The organism is Variovorax sp. YR752 (assembly GCF_943372545.1).
The window spans coordinates 18,722-40,883 of the sequence record NZ_CALRZC010000038.1 but is presented as its reverse complement, the minus strand read 5'-3'; the positions used below and the strand labels follow the sequence as shown (position 1 = coordinate 40,883).

Below are 22,162 nucleotides of genomic sequence, written 5' to 3'. Positions count from 1 at the left end.
CAGTGGTCGGTGGCGGTCAGCGAACGGTGGTCTTGCCGGTGGCGATGTCCATCACCATGCGCACGCCCAGATAGAGACGCGGCTCGATCGAATCGATCAGCACGTACTCCGCGTCAGCCGAGTGCGCGCCGAAGCCCTGCAGGCCGAAGCGCTCGATGACCGGCGCCTTGGTCTTGAGCGAGGCAAACGCCGCGTCGGTGCCGCCACCGGCCGCCTTGTCGTCGGCGCCCAGCGGGCGGCCCAGCTCGTCCTTGTAGATGGCCTGCGCATGCTTGGCGAGCGCGCGCGACGCGTCGGTGGCCTCGAGTGGCGGACGGCGGCGTTCGAACTTGAGCTCGACCTTGGCCTCGGGCACCAGCTGCTTCTTCACGCGCTCGTTCACCTGCTGCTCGATGCGGTCGTAGTCGGCCACCTTGAGCACGCGCACGTCGGCGCCCGCGGTGGCGCTGGCCGGGATCACGTTGCGGTTGGAGCCCGACTTCGAGATGGTCCAGTTCATCTTCAGGCCCGTGGCCGGGTCCGACAGGTCGCGCATCTGCAGAATTTGATGCGACAGCTCGTACAGCGCGTTCACGCCCAGCTCGGGCGCCGAGCCCGCGTGCGAGGCCTTGCCCGAGACGTTCAGCGTGACCGAGGCGATGCCCGCGGTGGCCAGCGAGAGCTTGTCGTCCTTGATGGATGCGCCTTCGAACGACAGCACGGCGTCGTGCTCGCCGCCCAGCTTGGTGAGCAGCGCGCGCGAACCCGGCGAGCTGATTTCTTCGTCGCCGTTGATCAGCACGGTGAGCGTGCCGTAGTCCTTGAACTTCAGCGTCTGCAGCATCGACACCAGGTGCGTGATGACGGCCACGCCCTGCTTGTCGTCCGAAATGCCCAGGCCGTAGGCCTTGTCACCGTCGATGCGGAACGGCTGCTTGTTGAGCATGCCGATGGTGTAGACCGTGTCCATGTGCGCGATGAGCATGATCTTCTTGGTGCCCGTGCCCTTGAAGGTGGCGCGCACCACGCGGCCGATTTTCTCGGGCGTGTCTTCCATGCGGTAGGCGTCGGCGCTCGGGTCGATGAGCTCGACCTCGCCGCCCAGCGCCTTGAGCTTGGCGGCAATGAGGTCGGAGATTTTCTCGAGGCCTTCGAGGTCGCGGCTGCCCGACTCGATGGAGACCAGCTCCTTCAGCGTCTCGAGCAGCGCGGGCTTTTCCTTGGCGGCGAGTGCGGCGATGCGGGCATCGGGCGCGGCGGAGGCGGTGCCGAGGAAGACCGCGCAGACGGCGGCGAGCAGGAAGGTGCGGGGCTGGAGTTTCATGGAGGTGCTTCTTGTTTCTGTCGTTTGTCTCGGGGGTCGTGCGAACGTGGATCGATGCGGATCAGTGGGCCTTGTCCCAGTTGGGACCGACGCCGATCTCGGCGAGCAGCGGCACCTTGAGCGCCGCCACGCCGGCCATCAGGCGCGGGATTTCGGTGCGCACCCATTCGATCTCGGCCTCGGGCACTTCGAACACCAGTTCGTCGTGCACCTGCATGATCATCCTGGTGGCGCGCTTTTCTTCGTCAAGCACGTTCTGTACCTTGACCATGCTGAGCTTGATGAGGTCGGCGGCCGTGCCCTGCATTGGCGCGTTGATGGCTTGCCGTTCCGCAGCCTTTTTGCGAGGGCCATTCCCGCCATTGATTTCACTGAGGTAAAGGCGCCGGCCGAACGCCGTCTCAACGTAGCCGTGCTCCCGCGCAAACTCCACGGTCTCATCCATGTACACCTTCACGCCCGGGTAGCGCGCAAAGTAGCGCTCGATGTACGAGGCCGCGGCCTTGGTCTCGATGCCCAGGTTCTTCGCCAGTCCGAAGCTGCTCATGCCGTAGATGAGGCCGAAGTTGATGACCTTGGCGTAGCGGCGCTGCTCACTCGACACTTGGTCGGGCGTGGTGCCGAACACCTCGGCGGCCGTGGCCCGGTGCACGTCGACACCGTCGGTGAAGGCGCGCAGCAGCGACTCGTCGCCGCTGATGTGGGCCATGATGCGCAGCTCGATCTGCGAGTAGTCGGCGCTGGCGATCACGCAGCCCGCGGGCGCCACGAAGGCCTCGCGAACGCGCCGGCCTTCGGGTGTGCGGATCGGGATGTTCTGCAGGTTGGGGTCGTTGCTGCTCAGGCGGCCCGTGACGGCCACGGCCTGCGCGTAGTGCGTGTGCACACGGCCGGTGCGCGGGTTGGCCAGTTGGCCGAGCTTGTCGGTGTAGGTGCCCTTGAGCTTGGACAGGCCGCGGTGCTCGAGGATCTTGGCGGGCAGCGGATAGTCTTCCGCCAGTTTTTCGAGCACTTCCTCGTCGGTGCTGGGCGCGCCGCTCGGCGTCTTCTTGACCACGGGCAGCCCCAGCTTGGTGAAGAAGATTTCGCCGATCTGCTTGGGCGAGCCAAGGTTGAAAGGCTGGCCCGCGATCTCGTTGGCCTCTTGCTCCAGCGCCATGATGCGCGTGCCCAGGTCGTGGCTCTGCGCAGCCAGCGTGGGCGCGTCGATCAGCACGCCGTTGCGTTCGATGCGGTACAGCGCCTCGCTCGAATCCATTTCGAGCTGGTAGATGTAGCCCAGCTTCTCTTCCTTCTGCAGCTGGGGCCAGAGGGTGCTGTGCACGTCGAGCGTCTGGTCGCTGTCTTCGCACGAGTATTCGGCGGCCTTGGCGATGTCGACCTGGCTGAACGAGATCTGGTGCGCGCCCTTGCCGCACAGGTCTTCGTACGAGATGCCGCTGCGCCCCAGGTGGCGCTCGGCCAAAGACGACAGGCCGTGCGGCTTGTTCACTTCGAGCACGTAGCTTTGCAGCATGGTGTCGTGCGCGTAGCCCTGCACTTCGATGCCGTGGTTGGCGAACACGTGGCGGTCGTACTTGATGTGCTGGCCGAGCTTCTTCTTGTCGGCGTTCTCGAGCCAGGGCTTGAGCTTGGCGAGCACCTCGTCGATCGGCAGCTGCGCGGGCGCGTCGGGGTAGTTGTGCGTGAGCGGAATGTAGGCGGCCTCGCCCGGCGTGACACTGAAGCTGATGCCCACGATCTGCGCGACCATTTCGTCGAGCGAGGTGGTCTCGGTGTCGATGGCCGTGAGTTCGGCCGCTTCGAGCTTGGCGAGCCAGGCGTCGAACTGCGCCCATTCCATGACCGTGTCGTACTTGAGGTTGCTCGCAGGCGCGGCGGCTTCTTGCGCTTCCAGCTCGGAAGGCTCGTCGAACAGGCCGCCCTGGTCGCGGTCGGCCTTGGCGGCCTTCTTCTTGAGGTTCTCTTCGATCAGCTCGGGCGGCACTTCCTGCGCTTCGAGCGACTTGACGAGGCTCTTGAAACCGAACTTCTCGTAGAAGGGCTTCAGCCCGGCCGCCTGCGGCGCGCCGACGGGCAGGCCTTCGAGCGACGGCAGGCCTTCAACATGGCCGTTCAGGTCGCAGTCGGTGCGGATGGTGACGAGGCGCTTGCTCAGCGGCAGCTTGTCGAGCGCCTGGCGCAGGTTTTCGCCGGCGGCGCCCTTCACTTCGGCAGCGCGTTCGACCAGCGCATCGAGCGAGCCGTATTCGAGCAGCCATTTCGCGGCGGTCTTGGGGCCGACCTTCGGCACGCCGGGCACGTTGTCGACCGTGTCGCCGATGAGCGTCTGGTAGTCGACCATGAGGCTGGGCGGCACGCCGAACTCGGCCGTCACGCCGGCGATGTCGCGCTTCTTGCCGTTCATCGTGTCGATGATGGTGATGTGCTCGTCGACCAGCTGGCTCAGGTCCTTGTCGCCGCTGGACACGATCACCTCGACGCCCTGCGCGGCCGCCACCTTGGCGAGCGTGCCGATCACGTCGTCGGCCTCGACCTCGGGCACGGTGATCACCGGCCAGCCGAGCAGCTTGACCACTTCGTGGATGGGGTCGATCTGGCTGCGCAGGTCGTCGGGCATCGGCGAGCGGTTGGCCTTGTACTCGGGGTACCAGTCATCGCGGAAAGTCTTGCCGGGGGCGTCGAAGATGCAGGCCGCGTAGTCGGCGCGCACCTCGCGGCGCAGCGCGGTCATCATGTTGATCATTCCGCGAATGGCGCCGGTGGCCGGGCTCTTCGGGTCGCCGGGCACGGCGCGCAGATCGGGCATCGCGTGGAAGGCCCGGTACAGGTAGCTCGAGCCATCGACGAGCAGCAGCGTTTTCTTGTCGGTCATCGGGGCATTTTGCCGTGCCCGGACCGGCGTCCGGAACGACACCAGGGTCGGCTGGCGGCCGACACGCCGCCAGCGGGTGCACGCCTACAATCTGCGCATGCCTAGCTCCCCACTCCTGGTCGCCCGCCGCATCCTGCTGGCGCTGGCTTTCGCCACCCCCGTTGCCGCCCTTGCGCAGGCGCCGGCCGCGCCCGCCGCCCAGCCGGCACCGGCGGAACCGCTACAAAATCAGGAGCAGGCCGACGGCCGGCGCAACCAGAAGGTCGAGCACATCCACACGGAAGACAGCGGCGCTTCGGTCGACGAGGTGCGCTACGGCGGCCGCACGCAGAGCATCAACGTCAAGCCCAAGTCGAACATGCCCGGTTACGAAGTGCTGCCCAACGACGGCGGCAGCGCCCGCCCCGGCACAACGGGCGACGCGAACAGCGGCGGCAACGGCCCGCGTGTCTGGAACGTGCTGAAGTTCTGACCGTGACGCTGTCGTTCTCCTTCCCGCCCTCCCTCTTTTCTCCCGCAGCCGCCGTCCGGCGCTGAGCATCGCCATGGCAGTTTTTACCGAAGTCCAGTTCGGCGAGGCAGACGCGCTCGTCCAGCGTCTTGGCATGGGCGCCCTGCGCGAACTGCGCGGCATCGAGGGCGGCATCGAGAACACCAACTACTTCGCCACCACCGAGTCGGGCGAGTTCGTGCTGACGCTGTTCGAGCGCCTGAGCGCCGAACAACTGCCGTACTACCTGTGCCTGATGAAGCACCTGGCCGGTGCCGGCCTGCCGGTGCCCGCGCCCGTGGCCGACCCGGCCGTGGCGCCGCCGACCGGCCATGCACTGTCGATTCCCGCGCAGGCGCCTTGCGAGCTGCTGCACCGTGTGGCCGGCAAGCCCGCGGCGCTGGTGCAGAAGCTGTCGGGCCACAGCGAGCTGGCCCCCACGGCCGCCCACTGCGCCGAACTGGGCGCCATGCTGGCCCGCATGCACCTGGCCGGGCGCGACTACCCGCGCATCCAGCCGAACCTGCGCGGCCTGCCCTGGTGGAACGAGACCGCCCCGGTGGTGCTGCCCCACATGGACGAGGCCCAGTCGGCGCTGCTGCGCGCCGAGCTGGCCTACCAGAACCATGTCGCCGAATCGTCGGCCTACGCGGCGCTGCCGCGCGGCCCGGTGCATGCCGACATGTTCCGCGACAACGTGATGTTCGCGACCGACGGCGCGCCCGATGCGCCGCCGCGCCTCACCGGCGTGTTCGACTTCTACTTCGCCGGCACCGACACCTGGCTGTTCGACCTGGCCGTGTGCCTGAACGACTGGGCCATCGACCTGGCCAGCGGCCGGCATGACGCCGCCCGCGCCGACGCCCTGCTCGCCGCCTACGAAAGCGTGCGCGCGCTGAACGCCTCCGAGCGCGCCCTGCTGCCCGCGATGCTGCGCGCCGCCGCGCTGCGCTTCTGGATCTCGCGCCTGTGGGACTTCCACCTGCCGCGCGAAGCCAGCATGCTCAAGCCCCACGACCCGACGCACTTCGAGCGCGTGCTGCGCGAGCGCGCCACCCACCCGCACGCCATCGCCCACGTCCTAGAGCCGTTGGCAGCCTGACCCTACACAATGAAACTCAACCTCGTGCCGGCGCGCACCGGCTTCGTCTGGGTCCGCCTCGGACTCAAGACCTTCTGGCGCCAGCCGCTGGCCTTCATCTCGCTGTTCTTCCTGCTGATGGCGATGATCTCGACGGCGTCGATGCTGCCGGTGCTCGGCAGCGTGCTCGCGCCGATCCTGCTGCCCTTCCTGACGCTCGGCCTCATGGTCGCGTCCTCGGTGGCCGCGAACGACAACGCCGACGGCCTGGGCAACGCGGGCGACCTGCAGCGTCCCACGGGCTCGGCGATGTTCATCGCCGTGTTCGACGCCATGCGCACCGAATGGCGCTCGCTGGTGGTGCTGGGCGTGATCTCGGCCGTGTACTTCGTGCTGGCCGTCACGCTGACGGCGCTCATCGACGGCGGCCAACTGATGCGCGCCTACCTGTTCGACGAAACGGTGACGCCCGAAGTCATGAAGAGCAGCGAGTTCCTCACAGCCCGCACGCTGCTGATGTGCCTGAACCTGCCGCTGTCGCTGGCCATGTGGCACGCGCCCGCGCTGGTGCACTGGCACCGCGTGGAGCCGGTGAAGAGCATCTTCTTCAGCATCGTCGCGCTGTTCCGCAACTTCGGCGCCTACGCGCTGTTCGGCCTGGCGTGGTTCGGCGTGTTCATGCTCGCGGGCATCGCCATCGGCCTGCTCGCCACCGTGCTGATCGGCGTCGGCGCCATGGGCTCCGACGGCGCAGCCCTGGCGATCGGCAACATCCTGATGATCGGCACGGCGCTGGTGCTCGCGGCCATGTCGCTGGCCTCGACCTGGTTCACCTTCCGCGACAGCTTCGACGCGAACTGAGCCCGGTCGGGCCGGTCAGTCGGTTGCAGCCCCGTCCTTGCGCAGGCTCGCGAACAGCGACCACGCCATGCCTGCGAGCAACAGCAGGCCCCCACCCAGCGCACCCCAGAGCCACCACTTGCGCGATGGATCGTGCGGTGCCGCTTCGGGAACCGGCGCGAGCGCGGCGGCTGCGACAGCGGCCTCGACCGCCGCCACAGGCAGCGTGACCGAAGCGCCGTCGGCTGCGACGGGCTTGTCCGCGGCGTAACCCGGGATCAGCGTGGACAGCGCGAGCGGCGCACCCGGCACCGCCCCTTGAACCGCGCCCTTGTCGGTTGCCGCGCGCCAGGCCAGCGAGAACGGCGCACTGCCCTGCGCAAGAAACACCAGCGTGCGCGGCGTGGCCCCCACGGCAATCGTCGGCGGCGTGGCGCCGAGCACGCTCACCGGGCCTGAAGTGCGCAGCCGCAGGCGCGAATACACCGCACCGTCGAGCGCCAGCACCGGCGAACGCGCTTCGCCGCCGGCTTGCGCGAGGCGGTACACCACCGTGTCGAGCAGCGGCGCCTCGCCCGGGCCCGTGGGCAGCGCGGTCGTTCGGCGCTGCGAGTGCCGCAACGCGTAGAGCGGATTGCGCGGCACGAACTGCGGCGGCGTCGCCGAGGCCGGTGCGGCATCGACCAGGCCCGACACGCCGACCTGCGCCAGCGTGTTGATGTCGGCCAGGTCGATGCGCAGGCTCTGCACCGGCAGGCCGCGCGGCAGCAGGTAGTCGCAGTAATCCTCTGCGCAACGCTCTGGCTTCAGCGCGCCGGACCATTCGATCGGCGCGACCGGCTCGACCTCCTGCACGCTGTCGATCTCCACCTTGGCGAGCGGCGCGCCGTGCTGCGGATCGCTCCAGCGCAGGCGCAGGAAGCGCGTGCGCAGGTTGCCCAACTCGACCGCCATGCGCTCGATAGTCTGGCCGCCATGCGCCAGGCGCACCAGTTGCTCGTCGCCGCTGACCGGTCGCCATTGCCGCAGGTCGTCGCTGGCCTCCAGCCGGAAGGCGAACAACCCGCGCGCATCGGGCGCGACCTCGAAGCGCGCCTGCAGCAGGCTGCCCTTGACCTGGCTCACGTCGATGAGCCACTGCGTCGCGTCGCTCGGCTTGGCGGTGGTCTTGCTGTCGAGTGCCAAAGAGCCGTCGGGGCGCACGGTGAAAGCCAGCGCGGTGTCGACCGATGCCGCGTTGCCGGGCAGCGCGAAGATCGGCACCGCCTGCGACGCCGTGCGCGGCGCGGCCGCTTCGTTGCGCAGCCAGGCGTAGGGCACGGCATGCCCGGCGGCGTTGTGGACCCGCAGGTCGCTCAGGTCGCCGTAGGCCGCCCGGCCGTAGATGGCGAGCGGCAGCGTGAGTCGGTGGTACGGCCCTGCGCCCTGCAGCGCGATGGGCGCAGAAGTGACCGACTGCGCCTGCGCAGCGCTCGCTGCGGCTATCAGCGCGACAAGAACCCCATGAATCGAACGACCGCTCATACCGCACCTCCTTCAACCGGCGCCGGCTTCGGCTCCGCCTCTTCCTTCTTCGGCGGCACCGGCGCGAAGTACCCCACCAGCAACAGCAGCGCGCCCACGGCAATGAACGACACGATGCGGAACAGCCCGCCGCGGTCCGCCAGTTCGACGAAGAACAGCTTCAGCACCACCACGCCGAGCAGCGCGGCACCGGCCATCCACAAGGTCCGCACCCGACGCCCGTGGCCGAGCACCATTGCGACCACGCCGCAGATCGCCCAGGTGATCGACAGCGCCGCCTGCGTGAGCCACGAGGCGTAGAGCGCGTCGAAGCGCCATGCCACGCCCGCGTAGTGGTGGCAGGTGCGCAGCACCATGCCGGTCAGCAACGCGAGGCCGGTGAAGCCGACCGCGCCCTTGGCGACCATCGGCTGCACCCGCGCGAACGAGCCCTGCGGCAGCGCGCGCCACCAGAGCACCAGCGCGAACAGCACGAGCCATTGCGCGAGCTCGAGCGGATTGAGCAGCGGCACATACGGCAGCGGCGCCGCATCGCCGGGGCTCACGGCGTTGGTGACCCACACCCATGCGAGCAGGTACACCGCCACCGGCGTCGCGGCCAACTCCAGGTAGGCGCTGCGGTATTCGCTGAGCGGCCAGCGCTGCAGCAGCACGCGCGAGCGCAGCGCCCACAGCACGAGCGCCGGCACGAGGGCCCAGCCCAGCAGTTGCCAGCTCGACCACTCGGCGCCGATGCGTCCGAGCTGCCACTGGCATTCGCGCGCCGCGAGCAGCAGGAAGAGCCAGAAGCCTGCCACGTGGAACGGCGTCAGCGCCGAGGCGTCGAGCCAGCGCTTCTGCGCACGCAGCAGGCGCAGGTGCCATACGAGCGCCAGCGGCCACGCGATCCAGCCGAGCGCGCTCGACGGCACGTAGAACAGCGTCGGCCCGCCCGCGATGCCGTAGGCGGCGATCAGGCCGAAGCCGGGCAGCGTGGCCAGCGTCGCCCGGCCGAGCTGCGACCAGTCGCGCCGGTGCGCCACGAGCGCAGACAGCACGGACGTCACGAGCACCACTGCCATGGCGGCCGCGGGCACGTAGCGCGCCAATGCATGGAGGTTCAGCACCCGGACGCTTTCGTCCAGCATGCCGATCAGCCACCAGCCCAGGCCCCAGACCACCGGCGTCCACAGCACCGCCGGAAGCGCGCACCACGCGTTGACCCAGCGCTTGCGCGCCACACCGACGACCCCGGCTTCGCGCTGCCGCGCTTCGTCGCGCAGCCAGTCGCCGGCCAGGAGCGCCGTGAGACCCAGCACCACCGGCGTCCAGAAGCCGAGATGCCCGAAGGCGGGACGCAGCACGCGCATGTCGCCGCTCGTCTCCGCCAACACGATGAAGAGGACCGCCGAGATCGCATGCAGCACGCCCGCGAACGCCGCGAGCGGCAGGTGCGCCATGCGCAGCGCCACCCACAGCACGACGGTGGCAGTCAGCGGCCACAGCAGCGCCGCCTGGGTGAGGCTGATCTGGAACAGCATCGCCAGGTGCAGCAGGCCCACGCCCGCGATCACGCCCACCACATTGCCGACCGACCACACCGGCTGCACGCCGCGCGCCAGTGCCGCGCGGTGCGCCTGCAGCATCGACCAGGCCGCACTGCCGAGCACGCTGAGCGCGATGAGGCATGCAGCCGCGGCGCCCTGCCAGCCGCTTTCTAGCGCTTGCGTGGCATCGAGGCCATCGCCCGCGCGATGCAGCGTGGCGACGAAGCCCGCCACGGCCAGCGCCTGCATGCCGAAGCTCACGTACGTGAGCGGCAGCAGCGCGAAGCGCACCGCCACCGCGAAGGTGACCGATGCGAGCACGGCCGTCGCCGCCGCAGCCCAGGGCGGCGTGAACCACTGCCACAGCAGCAGCGTGAGTGCGGCCATGCCGAGCCACGGCAAGGCGCTGCCGACGATGGCTTCGAGGCTGTCGCCTTCATCGAGCTTCGCTCGGCGGTGCATCGCCCACATCGCGAAGGCGCTGACAGCGACCAGCAGCGGGCCGATCACCGAGCCCTGCAGCAGCGGATGCCCCGCCGCCCCATCCAACTGCGTGGCTTCCAGCAGCTTCCACACCGCGCCGGCGAACACCAGGAACGAGAAGGCCCGCGCATAGACGCGCCCTTGCCGCGCACCCAGCCAGTACATGCCGGCCGCCTCGACCGCCCACGCCGCGCCGGTCCACTGCCCTTCGAGGCCGAGCGGAATGGCGAGCGTGCCGAAGATCACGCCGACGATGGCGTAGGCCTCCGCCAGCAGCGCGAGGCCCTTGGGTTGCGTGGCGAATACCAACCGGCCCATCACGAGGTAGAACGCCGCGAGCGCCATCGCCGAGAAGGCGGCGCCGTAGGGCCACGGATGCATCAGCAGGACCTGCATGCCGAAAGCGACCATCGGCGTGCCGAACACGAGCGAGCTGTCGACCCGGCCGGCACGGCGCAGCGTGTCGAGCGCGCGCGTCGCCAGCGGCTGCGCGGGCTGCACCGGCGCATCGAACAGCGTGCGGCGCGCAAAGAACAAACCGATCGCGGTGAACAGCAGGAAGAACACGATGAGGAACGGCTGCACGGTGCCGTACTGGTCGTCGGTGTAGTACTTGTGCGCCCAGCCGGCCGCGAGCGTGAAGGTGCCGACGAAGCCGATCAGGTTCAGCACGCGCCAGGCCTTGAACCACGCGATCAGCACGATGCCCACGTCGAGCACGAGCAGGTAGGTGAAGAGGCCCACCGGCTGGTTCGAGCCGGTCGATGCCAGCACCGGCGCCGCAAAGCCTTCCAGCGCGGCGACGATCGCGAGCACAGGCGCGTTCTGCAGCACCGCGAGCGCAGCGCTGAGCACCGCCACGCCGAACAAAAACGCGAAGCCCACGCTGGCCGGCAGCAGGCCGCTGAGCTTCATGGCCGCGAGCGTCGTGAGATAGAAGACGCCGATGCCCGCGCCCTGAAGGATCAGCGCGTAGCCCGCGCGCTTGTGGCGCAGCAGCCAGCCCAGCACCAGCAGGCCCGCGCCCACCAGCGCGACGGCCGCATAGCGCAGTTCGATGGGCACGGTCACGCGTTCGGCCGTGTAGCGCAGCAGGAAGGCCAGGCCGAGGAACAGGATCAGCACGCCAAGCTTGACCAGCATGTTGCCGCCGAAGATCAGGTTGGCGATCGGTACGGGCAGGCGGTCGCGCAGCGGGACCGGTGGGGGTGGCGGCGGCGGTGGCGGGCGGCGGACCAGCGGCGGCACGGCGACCGGCGGTGGGGGTGCTGCGACGGGTTTTTCAGCGACAGGAACAGCAGGAGTAAGGGGCGCGGCGGGCGTGACCGGCGCTTCCGCAAGGGGCTCCTTGGGAACCACGACAGGCGGCGGGACTTGCAGGGTCGCGATGCGCGGCCGCGCCATCTCCGCGGCGCGTGCAGTGGCCGGCGGGCCCAAGGGCAGTGAAGGCGACTCCGCGAGCGGCGTGCCGGCCATGGACGTGGCGAGATCGCCGACCGACGCAGTGACCACCGGGGCAGCAGGCACCTCGCCCGTGCCCAGCGCGAGCCGGCGTTCCAACTGGCCGACACGCGCCTCGAGTTCGGTCACCCGCTGCTGCAGCTTCAGCACCGCGCCTGCCGGCGCAGACGGTGGACTGGCGACCCGGCCGTCCGACAACGCGCTTTCGGCCTCGGTGCGCTGCGGCGCGTCCTTTTTCTTCTTGCCGAACAGCTTCTGGAACGCGAACGCGCCGACCAGCGCGAGAAGCAACGCCATGGGCAGCGATTCGAGCATCGCCCCCATGAACAGGCCGGCCATCATGCCTACGAACCACATCCCTGACTCCCCTTGTTTTGGCGAGCCCGGAGTGTACGACTGCTACAGAAGAAAAGACGCCCTGACGCCCGTCCCGCCTTTGCAGTTAGCTACAACTTTCGTAGCAAATTCAAACAGGCGTGAGCTTCGCCACCGACAGCGCCAGCCACTTCACGCCGTGGCGCGCGAACTTCACCTGCGCCCGCGCGTCGTCGCCCGTGCCTTCGAGCGCGGTCACCGTGCCCTCGCCGAATTTGTTGTGGAACACCTGCATGCCCGAGCGCAAACCGTGCGAGGGCGCGGTCTTCTGCGGCGGCACGGGCGGGCTGGCGAAGGTGTCCTTGCCGGCGCTGCTGCCGCCCCCGCTGTAGCGGTTGCCGCCGCCTCCACCGCCGCCGTAGCCACCGGCACCACCGCGCGTGCTGCCGTAGCCGCCGCCATAGCCGAAGGCCGAGGGCGCAAAGCCCTGGTTCTTCGGCGTGAGCCACTTGAGCGCGCTCTCCGGCAGTTCGTCGAAGAAGCGGCTCTTGACGTTGTAGCGGGTCTGGCCGTGCAGCATGCGCGTCTGCGAGTGGCTCAGGTACAGGCGCTTGCGCGCTCGCGTGATCGCCACGTACATCAGGCGGCGCTCTTCCTCGAGACTCTCGAAATCGCTCATCGAGTTCTCGTGCGGGAACAGGCCCTCTTCCATGCCGGTGATGAACACGCAGTCGAACTCCAGGCCCTTGGCGGCGTGCACGGTCATGAGCTGCACCGCGTCCTGGCCGGCCTGCGCCTGGTTGTCGCCCGACTCGAGTGCCGCGTGCGTCAGGAAGGCTGCGAGCGGGCTCAGCGTTTCGCCGGTTTCGGCATCGGGTGCCAGCGGCTCGTCGAGCACGGGGCGGGTCAGGTCGATGCCCTGGCTCGCGAGCGACTGGCGCAGCTCGTCGACCGGCAGCGCCACGGCATCGCGGCCGAAGCCTTCCTGCGTGACGAAGCTTTCGGCCGCGTTCACGAGTTCGTCCAAGTTCTCGAGACGGTCGGCGCCTTCGCGGTCGGCCTTGTAGTGCTCGACAAGGCCGCTGTGGTCGAGCACCAGCTCGATGATCTCGCGCAGGCTCACGCCTTGCGTCTGCTCGCGCAGCACGTCGATCTTGGCGACGAAGGCCGTGAGGTTCGAGCCGGCCTTGCCGCCGACCGCGCTCACCGCGTCGTGCAGCGAGCGCCCGGCGGCGCGTGACGCGTCCTGCAGGCTTTCGAGCGTGCGCGCGCCGATGCCGCGCGGCGGGAAGTTGACGACGCGCAGGAAGCTGGTGTCGTCGTCCTTGTTCTCCAGCAGGCGCAGGTAGGCCAGCGCGTGCTTGATTTCGGCGCGCTCGAAGAAGCGCAGGCCGCCGTACACGCGGTACGGCACCGAGGCGTTGAACAGCGCCGTTTCAATCACCCGGCTCTGCGCATTGCTGCGGTAGAGCACGGCCATTTCCTTGCGGTCGAAGCCGTCGCGCACCAGCTGGCGCATCTCTTCGACCATCCACTGCGCCTCGGCGAGGTCGGTGGGAGATTCGTACACGCGCACCGGCTCGCCCGGGCCCTGCTCGGTGCGCAGGTTCTTGCCCAGGCGCTTCTTGTTGTGGCTGATGAGTTCGTTGGCCGAATCGAGGATGTTGCTGTAGCTGCGGTAGTTCTGCTCCAGGATGATCTGGTGGCGCACATTGAACTCGCGCACGAAGTCGGTCATGTTGCCCACGCGCGCACCGCGGAAGGCGTAGATGCTCTGGTCGTCGTCGCCCACGGCGATCACGCTGTTGTGCTCGCCCGGCGTGAAGTGGCCGCCTGCGGCGGTGTGGCCCGAGAGCATCTTCAGCCACGCGTACTGCAGGCGGTTGGTGTCCTGGAACTCGTCGACCATGATGTGACGAAAGCGCCGCTGGTAGTGCTCGCGCACCGGGTCGTTGTCGCGCAGCAGTTCGTAGCTGCGCAGCATCAGCTCGCCGAAGTCGACCACGCCTTCGCGCTGGCACTGCTCCTCGTAAAGCTGGTACAGCTCGACTTTCTTGCGGTCATCGTCGCTGCGCGCTTGCATGTCGCCGGGACGCAGGCCGTCTTCCTTGGCGCCGGCAATGAACCACTGGGTCTGCTTGGCCGGAAAGCGCTCGTCGTCGACGTTGAACTGCTTCATCAGGCGCTTGATGGCCGAGAGCTGGTCTTGCGTGTCGAGGATCTGGAAGGTCGAGGGCAGGTTGGCCAGCTTCCAGTGCGCGCGCAGCAGGCGGTTGCACAGGCCGTGGAAGGTGCCGATCCACATGCCGCGCACGTTGACGGGCAGCATCGAGGTCAGCCGCGTCATCATTTCCTTGGCGGCCTTGTTGGTGAAGGTGACGGCCAGGATGCCGCCCGCGGACACCTGCCCTGTCTGCAACAGCCACGCGATGCGGGTGGTGAGCACCCGCGTCTTGCCGGAGCCGGCACCGGCGAGGATGAGCGCGTTGCCCGCGGGCAGCGTGACGGCAGCAAGCTGCTCGGCGTTGAGGTTGTTCAGCAACGGCGAGGCAGGGCCGCCCGTATCGGCTGCGGACGCGCCGGAAAACAGGTCGTGAGGGAGCATGGGGCCCATTGTAGAAAGCTGCCCCGCGGCGGGCGCCGCCGGGCCCGGGTGACCTTGCGGGCATGACCTGGATCAAGGCAGCGCCTGCTGGCGTGCGCAGGCCTGCCGCCCTTGCGGCAGATCAAGCGGCGCGGCCTGGCCCGGCAGGAGACTGCCTTCCAGTTGCCGGCCCTGCGCGCCGGCCGTCACCCCTGGAACACACATGCAAAAGAAACTCGCCCCCGCCTGCATCGCCGCCCTGCTCGCCGCCACGGCGGCCCTGCCGGCCGCGGCACAGGAAACGCAAGGCAACTGGCTGGTGCGCGCCCGCGCCGTGTACCTGAAGCCGGCGAACCACTCGGCCCCGGTGGCCGACCTGTCGATTCCGGCCGACGCCATCACCATCAACAGCAAGACCATCCCCGAGCTCGACGTCACCTACTTCTTCACACCGAACATCGCCGCCGAGCTGGTGCTGACGGTGCCGCAGAAGCAGACGGTCACCGTGCAGCAGAGCGCGCTGGGCGGACCCGTGGGCATCGGCACCTTCAAGCACCTGCCGCCCTCGCTGATGCTGCAGTACCACTTCATGCCCACCGCGAAGATCCGCCCCTACATCGGCGCGGGCCTGAACTACACGCGGCTGAGCAGCGTCAACCTGCAGGTGCCGACGGTCGGCCGGCTTCAGCTGCAGAACGAAAGCTTCGGCTTTGCGATGGGCGCCGGCGTCGATATCGAGGTGGCGAAGAACACCTACCTCAACCTCGACGTGAAGAAGCTGCGCATCCGCAGTGCCGTGAACATGAACGGCGTGCAGCTGTCGACCGTGAAGGTCGACCCGTGGCTGTTCGGCGTGGGCATCGGCTACCGGTTCTGACGAAGAACCGCACCCTGGTCGTCGGGTATACGCAGCAACCCATAGGGTCAATACGACCCGGCGACTTGCGCATCGCGACCATGGCCGTAAAATCAATCACCGGGCCCAAGTTTCTTGCGTCCGGTTTTTTTTGGCCGTCATTTTCATGACGCGACCGCGAGAACCGGCCGGACCAAGCGCTCATTCGTTCCACTCAACGATTCCTTTCTGGAGCCTGGTCATGCAAATCTTCGATTACGACAACATCCTTCTGCTGCCGCGCAAATGCCGCGTGGAAAGCCGCTCGGAATGCGACGCCAGCGTCACGCTGGGCGAGCGCACCTTCCGCCTGCCGGTGGTGCCTGCCAACATGAAAACGGTGGTCGACGAGTCGATCTGCCTGTGGCTCGCGCAGAACGGTTATTTCTACGTGATGCACCGCTTCGACCTGGACAACATCCAGTTCGTGAAAGACATGCAGGGCAAGGGCGTGTTCGCCTCGATCTCGCTCGGCGTGAAAAAGCCCGACTACGACACGGTCGACCAGATGGTCGCGCAAGGCCTCGTGCCCGAATACATCACGATCGACATTGCGCACGGCCATGCCGACAGCGTGAAAAACATGATCGGCTACCTCAAGGCCAAGCTGCCGAAGTCGTTCGTGATCGCCGGCAACGTCGGCACGCCCGAAGCCGTGATCGACCTGGAGAACTGGGGCGCCGACGCGACCAAGGTCGGCATCGGCCCGGGCAAAGTCTGCATCACCAAGCTCAAGACCGGCTTCGGCACGGGCGGCTGGCAGCTGTCGGCGCTCAAGTGGTGCGCGCGCGTGGCGACCAAGCCGATCATTGCCGACGGCGGCATCCGCGACCACGGCGACATCGCCAAGAGCATCCGCTTCGGCGCGTCGATGGTCATGATCGGCTCGCTGTTCGCGGGCCACGAAGAGTCGCCCGGCAAGACGGTCGACGTCGACGGCGCGCTCTTCAAGGAGTACTACGGCTCGGCCAGCGACTTCAACAAGGGCGAGTACAAGCACGTCGAAGGCAAGCGCATCCTCGAGCCCATCAAGGGCAAGCTGGCCGACACGCTGGTCGAGATGGAGCAGGACGTGCAGAGCTCGATCAGCTACGCGGGCGGCCGCACGCTGATGGACATCCGCAAGGTCAACTACGTCACGCTGGGCGGCGACAACGCCGGCGAACACCTGCTGATGTAAGCGCGACGGGCGGCCTTTCCGCCCGTCTCTCTTTTCAGGCCTCGAGCAACTGCACTGCGTAGCGGTGCAGCGCGTGCGCCGGATCGGCCAGCGCATCGACCACGCCGAAGTGATCGAGCCCCGGCAGCACCTCGCACACCGGCACGGTGTGACGACCCCACGCCTCGCGGATCATCGCGTTGTGGCGCAGGAACTCGGCGCTCTCGTTGCCCCCCACCGCCGCATAGAGCTGGCCGCGCGCTGGCGCAGGCCACAGCGCCGGGCTCGCACGCCGCGCGTCGGCATCGGTGAGCTTCAGCGTGTGCTCGAGGAACGGCGTGCGCTGCAGCGGCCGCAGGTCGAACAGGCCTGAAACCGACAACGCATTGCGCACGAGCTGCGCGGGCAGATCGGGCGCCACCGCCTTCCAGTCGCAGGCCAGCAACGCAGCCGCCATGTGGCCGCCCGCGGAATGCCCGGCGACGGTGATGCGCGACGGGTCGCCACCATACGCTGCCACGTGGCGCCACGTCCATTCGAGCGCCCGCACCATCTGCAGCAGGATGCCCGGCACGGTCACCGGCTGGTCGACCGGGCCCGGGCACAGCGCGTAGTTGGGCTGCACCACGCAGATGCCGCGGTCATGGAACGCGGGGCTGATGAACGAGTGGTCTTTCTTGTCCATCGCGCGCCAATAGCCGCCGTGGATGAACACCAGCACCGGCGCATCGGGCACGGGCGCCGGAAAGACATCGAGCGTTTCGTTCGGGCCCGTGCCGTAGGGCACATCGATGCGGCACGGCAGCGTGTCGCGCGCCGCGGCGGAATCGCGGGCCCAGCGCGCGAAGTACGCGGGGTGGTCCTTCACCCGCGCCAGGTTGTTGTACATGCCTTCCAGCCAGGCGGGATCGTGCGCTTCCATGCGGTGCTTGCTCCTAGTTTTTTCCAGTCGGCATCTTGGCACGACAGCGTGCATGGAAAGGCGCAGCTCGATAAAATGCGGCCTGTGTGGGGGGTAGCTCAGCTGGGAGAGCGCCGCGTTCGCAATGCGGAGGTCGTGAGTTCGATCCTCATCCTCTCCACCAACCGACCCAGCAAAAAGGCCTTGGCAATCGCCAAGGCCTTTTTCGTTTGCAGCTGTGTGTTGTCGACGGGGAATATCAGGCGTCGAGCGTCAGGTGCTGGCCGTGCAGCGCCGCGGCGCCCGGCGACGCCAGGAAGCCGATGGTCTGCGCCGCGACCGTCGTGGAAACCCACTCCGCCGGATTCGCGTCGGGCATCGCCTGGCGGTTGGCCGGCGTGTCGAGCACGCTGGGCGCCACGCTGTTGATGTTCACGCCGTGTGGTGCGGCTTCGGCCGCCATCGATTCCACGAGCCGCTGCAGCGCGCTCTTCGATGCGATGTAGGCCGCCATCGCCGGCAGGCCGCGCGCCGCCACCTTGGCCGTCACCGCGATGATGCGGCCCGCGCGGCGCTCGATCATCGAAGGCAGCACGGCCTGCGTCACGGCGACGAACGACCAAGCGTTGAGGTTCATCATCCGGTCCCAGCTCTCGCGCGTGAGCGCATGCGTCGCCTCGCCCATCTCGAAGCCGCCGGCGATGTGCACCAGCGCATCGACGCGGCCGAAGGCCTGCAGCACCTGACCGGTGAGCGCGGCCATGTCGGGCGCCGAGGTCACGTCGCCGGCGAGCAGCAGGTGCTGCGAGTTGTCCAGGCCCGGAAAGACTTCAGCCAGGCGGCCGGCGTGGTGGTCGACCAGCGCAAGGCGTGCGCCCTGCTCAAGAAAGTGCTGGGCCACGGCCCGGCCCAGCGCGCCCGCGGCGCCGGTGATCAGGACATGGGGGGTGTTGCTTGCATCGCTCATTGAAAACTCCTCGGATAGGGGGTGGGGCCAGGCCCCGACGGTCGCGCATCCTAGCGCCCTCGTACAAATGTGCAGAAAGTTTTTGAAGTGCCAAAAAGATTGGTATATACTCGTGGTCTTGCCAGAAAACACTAACGGTTTTCAAAGCAAGGGCTCTTAGCTCAGTTGGTAGAGCAGCGGACTCTTAATCCGTAGGTCGAGTGTTCGAGTCACTCAGGGCCCACCAACCAACATCGCGGAAACGCTGAAAAGCCTGCTACCCACAAAGTAGCAGGCTTTTTTCATGGTGCGTTCACTTGTACGTTTGCTTGCGCCAACGCTACCCTTCGCAAGCCCCTCCCCGACATCCCGTGAAGAAATCCAAACCCGCGTCATCGCCAACCTCCTTCGACCTCAAGCAGCACTGGCATTGGGGCCGCGGCATGCGCCAGTTGCGCATTGCCGACTTCCTGAAAGACGGTCGCCTGCTCGTCCCCGGCGACCTCACGGGCGAAGGCCCGGCCACCGATGACGGCACCGGCGCGCTGCGCACCGTGGGCGGCGTGCAGGTCGGCAGCGCCGACTACGCCACCGGCCTGATGTGGGTCGGCCGCAAGCTGCGCGAAGGCGACCTGCCGAGCAAGCCCCAGGGCTGACGTCACACCCGCCTGGCATCGCCCATGACCGACTGGCAATGGATCTTTTCGGCCGTGAGCGCGATCGCGCTGTTTCTCTATGGCCTGTCGGGCTTCTCCCGCGAACTGCTCGAGGCCGGTGGCACGCGGCTGCAGCAATGGCTGCACCGCGCCACCTCCAACCGCTTCGTCGCAGCACTGCTGGGCGCCGGCTTCACGGCGCTGATCCAGTCGTCGTCGGCGGTGACCTCGCTCGCGATTGCACTGGTCGACGGCGGCGTGCTCAGCTTCAGCGCGTCGCTGGCCATCCTGATCGGCGCGAACGTCGGCACCACGGCCACGGCCTGGCTGGTCTCGCTCAAGCTCACGGCGCTCGGCCCGATCGCGCTGTCGCTGGGCGCACTGCTGTCCGCGCTGGCACCCGCGCGCTGGAAGCCGATCGGCAAGGTGCTGTTCTATTTCGGCTTCGTGCTGTTCGCGCTCGACCTGATCGGCACCGAGCTCCTGCCGCTGCGCAACAACCCCGCCGTGGTGACCGCGCTGGCGCAGGCGGGTTCGCCCTGGATCGGCGTGCTGGCGGGCATCGTCATCACGGCCCTGCTGCAAAGCTCGTCGGTCACGACGGGCCTGGCGGTGGTGCTGGTGCAGCAGCAGGTGCTCGCGACCGAGGCCGCCATCTACCTCGTGGTGGGCGCCAACATCGGCACCACGGTCACGGGCCTGATCGCCTCGGCGTCGATGGGCACGCTGGCGCGCAAGACCGCGCTCATCAACACCGGCTTCAAGCTGGCCGGCGCGGCCTTGTTCGCGCCCGCGCTGGTGCTGTTCGCGCAGACCGTGGCACGGCACGCGCCGACGCCCGAGATGGCGGTGGCGATGGCGCACCTGATCTTCAACGTGCTCAGCTCGGCGCTGTTTTTGATCCTGCTTCCGCTGTACGTCAAGCCGCTGGAGCGTTGGGCGCGCCGCACCGGCTGAGCACGCTCACGGCGCCGTGACGCGCCGAAGAAACTGCAGCGAGCGCTCCAAAGCGAGTCGCCCCGGCGCATCGTCGAGGTTGAACTGGTACTCGTGCGGCAACGCCGGCGTCTGGTCGGCGGGGAAGAACAGGCTGTCGACCTGCACGCCCTTTGCCACCAACGTCTCGGCCATCGACCGAGACTGCCCTTCGAGCGGATCGCCGTTGCCCGCGGTGATGAACGACGGCGGAAAAGCCCCGGTCACATAGCGGCGCACCGACGCGGTCTCGAAGGCCGGCGCATGCTGGAAATTCTTGCTGCCGCTGTACGACCAGAACACGGTCCGCAGAAAGCCGCCGAATGCACCATCGAGCTTCGCCTGCGCGGCGTCGTAGGCGCCGCAGTGCAACAGCAAGCCGCGCAGTTGCTCGCGCGCGATGACAGGTGCAAGGCCGACAGCTTTCGCGTAGCTGGGCACGGCCACGGCATTCGCAACCTGCGCGACGATGTGCGCGCCTGCCGAGTCGCCGGCCAGCACGAGCCGCGTCGGGTCCACGCCGAGCCTTGCTGATTCCCGCACGAGATAGCCCAGCGCCGAGTTCACCTGTCGCACCGGCACCGGGTAGCCCTGGCCGGGCGCGATCGAATAACCGACAGCCACCACGGTGAAGCCCTGCCCCGCCAGCACGCGCGCGTAGTTGGCCACGTCGCGCCGATGACCCGAGACCCAGGCGCCGCCGTGCACCCACACCACCGTGGGCAAGGGCCGGTCGCCCGCCGAGACCGGGCGGAACACGTCGAGGTAGGCATCGGGATCGGCCTCGTCATAGCGCTGGTCGAGCACCGCCGCGATGCCGGGCGGCACGTGCTTTTGCAGCGACTGCGATGCGGCGTCCGATCCCTTGCCGAAGGCATGGCGGATCATCAGCACCGAGGGCCACGGGCTCCACTGGAACGCGGCATAGCCCGCAATCACGAGGCCGGTGATGACGCCGAGGAGCGACAGCAGGATGTTCTTGAGCTTCACGGTGGAGCGCCTGCGCCGGTCGGTCCGGCGCTTCAGGAGCGCCCCTGCATTCTGCGTGCCGCCGGGACCGCCCCGCTATGCTCGCCTCACATGCCGCCACCGCCCGTCACCTCGCCCTCCTTCACTCACAGGCCAACGCTGCGCCGCGCTGCGCACACGCTGTGCGTGGCCCTGGTGTTCACGGCGGCGCCCACCCTCGCATCGGCCGCCGCCGGCTGTCTTGCCACGGCCTCGTATCTTCCGCCGCCGCCACGCGCCCTCGCGATGGCCGCGCTGGCCCGGCACGAGCACACCGCTTTCGGCAGCCAGACCATGGACGCCGAGGGCCGGCTCACCGAGTCCGGCTATTCGGAAGCGGAAGACACGCGCTACCCCATCAGCGCGCTGCCCGCATGGCAACGCGTGCTGCGCTACTGGCGCGCAGTCGATCCGTCGAACGAGCGGCTGCCGTCTCTCGTGCGCTTCGGCGCCGTGCGCGCGGCCGACCGCTCACTGCTGACCGACGCACTGAACCAGGCGAGCGCGGCGCGCCTGCAAGGCCTGGGCGTCGGCCCCGACCAGGGGCTGGACTCATCGGACCAGCGCGCGATCGAGACGGCCCTGCAACGCGTCGCGGTGATCGACACGCCCTGGTCCGCCGCGTTCATCAGTTGGGTGGCGCGCGAGGCCGGGCTCGGCGCCGACGAGTTCGTCTTTTCCGAGGCCCACGTCGACTACGCGGGTGCCGCATGGCAGGCCGGCATCGACGAAGCGACGGGCCGCTCGACACCGCAAGCCTTGCGCGCCTGCGATCTGATGCGCACGTCGCCGCGCCCAGGCGATCTGGTCTGCCATGCACGCGGCGCGCGCGGTGCGTCGCTCGAGCGCTTCGCGCAGATCGGCGAGGTGCTCGCCGGGCGCCCCACGGGCGGCGCGCCGTTGCCGATGCACTGCGATGTGGTGGTGAGCGTGGACGACGCGGGCTTCGACGCCGTGGGCGGCAACGTGCTGCAGTCGGTCACCAGGCGGCGCCTGGCCTTTGCGCCCGGCACGCGGCTGCTGGACCCGAGCTACCTGCCCGAAGGCTGCACGACGGGCAGCGCGGCGTGCGTCGATCGCCACATGAGCCGACAGCCGTGGTCGCTGCTGCTGCAGTGGCGTTGAGAGAGGGCAACGCGC

Annotated in this window: 16 protein-coding genes and 2 tRNA genes; 10 read left to right on the top strand and 8 right to left on the bottom strand. The window is 68.4% G+C overall.

What is annotated here, in order from left to right:
* Nucleotides 1–16: 16 nt before the first annotated feature.
* Nucleotides 17–1,303: a M20/M25/M40 family metallo-hydrolase gene (locus tag AAG801_RS11990; protein ID WP_341888572.1), complete on the bottom strand. Its 1,287-nt coding sequence runs from the start codon at nucleotides 1,301–1,303 to the stop codon at nucleotides 17–19.
* Nucleotides 1,304–1,364: 61 nt separating this feature from the next.
* Nucleotides 1,365–4,178, bottom strand: coding sequence for a DNA polymerase I (polA, locus tag AAG801_RS11985; protein WP_341888571.1), 2,814 nt, complete (start codon nucleotides 4,176–4,178; stop codon nucleotides 1,365–1,367).
* A gap of 97 nt (nucleotides 4,179–4,275) precedes the next feature.
* Between polA and AAG801_RS11980 the strand changes: the two genes are divergently transcribed.
* From AAG801_RS11980 to AAG801_RS11970, 3 genes are all read left to right on the top strand, one after another.
* Nucleotides 4,276–4,650 carry a hypothetical protein gene (locus tag AAG801_RS11980; protein WP_101492779.1) on the top strand — a complete coding sequence of 125 codons (375 nt, stop codon included), beginning with the start codon at nucleotides 4,276–4,278 and terminating at the stop codon, nucleotides 4,648–4,650.
* Nucleotides 4,651–4,723: 73 nt separating this feature from the next.
* The gene (locus tag AAG801_RS11975) at nucleotides 4,724–5,770 is read left to right on the top strand and encodes a homoserine kinase (RefSeq protein WP_341888570.1); all 1,047 of its coding nucleotides are present in this window, start codon (nucleotides 4,724–4,726) and stop codon (nucleotides 5,768–5,770) included.
* Nucleotides 5,771–5,779: 9 nt separating this feature from the next.
* Nucleotides 5,780–6,610, top strand: coding sequence for a BPSS1780 family membrane protein (locus AAG801_RS11970; protein WP_101492597.1), 831 nt, complete (start codon nucleotides 5,780–5,782; stop codon nucleotides 6,608–6,610).
* Between the two features lie 15 nt (nucleotides 6,611–6,625).
* On the opposite strand, the gene AAG801_RS11965 is transcribed toward AAG801_RS11970, so the two are convergent.
* The 3 genes from AAG801_RS11965 to AAG801_RS11955 all read right to left on the bottom strand — a co-directional run bounded on the left by AAG801_RS11965 (nucleotide 6,626) and on the right by AAG801_RS11955 (nucleotide 14,503).
* The gene (locus AAG801_RS11965) at nucleotides 6,626–8,113 is read right to left on the bottom strand and encodes a DUF3999 domain-containing protein (RefSeq protein WP_341888569.1); all 1,488 of its coding nucleotides are present in this window, start codon (nucleotides 8,111–8,113) and stop codon (nucleotides 6,626–6,628) included.
* Complete coding sequence (locus AAG801_RS11960) at nucleotides 8,110–11,940, bottom strand: DUF2339 domain-containing protein (protein ID WP_341888568.1); 3,831 nt, start codon at nucleotides 11,938–11,940, stop codon at nucleotides 8,110–8,112. Before AAG801_RS11960 ends, AAG801_RS11965 begins: the two co-directional genes overlap by 4 nt.
* A gap of 109 nt (nucleotides 11,941–12,049) precedes the next feature.
* Nucleotides 12,050–14,503 (bottom strand): UvrD-helicase domain-containing protein, encoded by a 2,454-nt coding sequence (locus tag AAG801_RS11955; protein ID WP_341888567.1) that lies wholly within the window; start codon nucleotides 14,501–14,503, stop codon nucleotides 12,050–12,052.
* Between the two features lie 202 nt (nucleotides 14,504–14,705).
* Between AAG801_RS11955 and AAG801_RS11950 the strand changes: the two genes are divergently transcribed.
* On the top strand, nucleotides 14,706–15,359 hold the full coding sequence (locus tag AAG801_RS11950) for an OmpW family outer membrane protein (protein ID WP_341888566.1): 654 nt from the start codon (nucleotides 14,706–14,708) through the stop codon (nucleotides 15,357–15,359).
* Nucleotides 15,360–15,579: 220 nt separating this feature from the next.
* Complete coding sequence (locus tag AAG801_RS11945) at nucleotides 15,580–16,557, top strand: GMP reductase (RefSeq protein ID WP_101492602.1); 978 nt, start codon at nucleotides 15,580–15,582, stop codon at nucleotides 16,555–16,557.
* A 34-nt stretch (nucleotides 16,558–16,591) separates the two neighbouring features.
* On the opposite strand, the gene AAG801_RS11940 is transcribed toward AAG801_RS11945, so the two are convergent.
* The gene (locus tag AAG801_RS11940) at nucleotides 16,592–17,458 is read right to left on the bottom strand and encodes an alpha/beta hydrolase (RefSeq protein WP_341888565.1); all 867 of its coding nucleotides are present in this window, start codon (nucleotides 17,456–17,458) and stop codon (nucleotides 16,592–16,594) included.
* Between the two features lie 88 nt (nucleotides 17,459–17,546).
* Here AAG801_RS11940 and AAG801_RS11935 point away from each other — a divergent pair.
* A tRNA-Ala gene (locus tag AAG801_RS11935) sits at nucleotides 17,547–17,621 on the top strand.
* Nucleotides 17,622–17,696: 75 nt separating this feature from the next.
* Here AAG801_RS11935 and AAG801_RS11930 read toward each other — a convergent pair.
* Nucleotides 17,697–18,404 carry an SDR family oxidoreductase gene (locus AAG801_RS11930; RefSeq protein ID WP_341888564.1) on the bottom strand — a complete coding sequence of 236 codons (708 nt, stop codon included), beginning with the start codon at nucleotides 18,402–18,404 and terminating at the stop codon, nucleotides 17,697–17,699.
* A gap of 150 nt (nucleotides 18,405–18,554) precedes the next feature.
* On the opposite strand from AAG801_RS11930, the gene AAG801_RS11925 reads away from it, so the two are divergent.
* The 3 genes from AAG801_RS11925 to AAG801_RS11915 all read left to right on the top strand — a co-directional run bounded on the left by AAG801_RS11925 (nucleotide 18,555) and on the right by AAG801_RS11915 (nucleotide 19,996).
* Nucleotides 18,555–18,630 (top strand) — tRNA-Lys (locus AAG801_RS11925).
* A 124-nt stretch (nucleotides 18,631–18,754) separates the two neighbouring features.
* Nucleotides 18,755–19,039 carry a hypothetical protein gene (locus AAG801_RS11920; RefSeq protein WP_341888563.1) on the top strand — a complete coding sequence of 95 codons (285 nt, stop codon included), beginning with the start codon at nucleotides 18,755–18,757 and terminating at the stop codon, nucleotides 19,037–19,039.
* Between the two features lie 24 nt (nucleotides 19,040–19,063).
* On the top strand, nucleotides 19,064–19,996 hold the full coding sequence (locus tag AAG801_RS11915) for a Na/Pi symporter (RefSeq protein ID WP_341888562.1): 933 nt from the start codon (nucleotides 19,064–19,066) through the stop codon (nucleotides 19,994–19,996).
* A 6-nt stretch (nucleotides 19,997–20,002) separates the two neighbouring features.
* Here the strand turns inward: AAG801_RS11915 and AAG801_RS11910 are convergent, their stop codons facing one another.
* Nucleotides 20,003–21,004 (bottom strand): alpha/beta hydrolase, encoded by a 1,002-nt coding sequence (locus tag AAG801_RS11910; RefSeq protein WP_341888561.1) that lies wholly within the window; start codon nucleotides 21,002–21,004, stop codon nucleotides 20,003–20,005.
* 90 nt (nucleotides 21,005–21,094) lie between these two features.
* Between AAG801_RS11910 and AAG801_RS11905 the strand changes: the two genes are divergently transcribed.
* Nucleotides 21,095–22,147, top strand: coding sequence for a DUF2272 domain-containing protein (locus AAG801_RS11905; protein WP_257884982.1), 1,053 nt, complete (start codon nucleotides 21,095–21,097; stop codon nucleotides 22,145–22,147).
* Nucleotides 22,148–22,162: the final 15 nt, after the last annotated feature.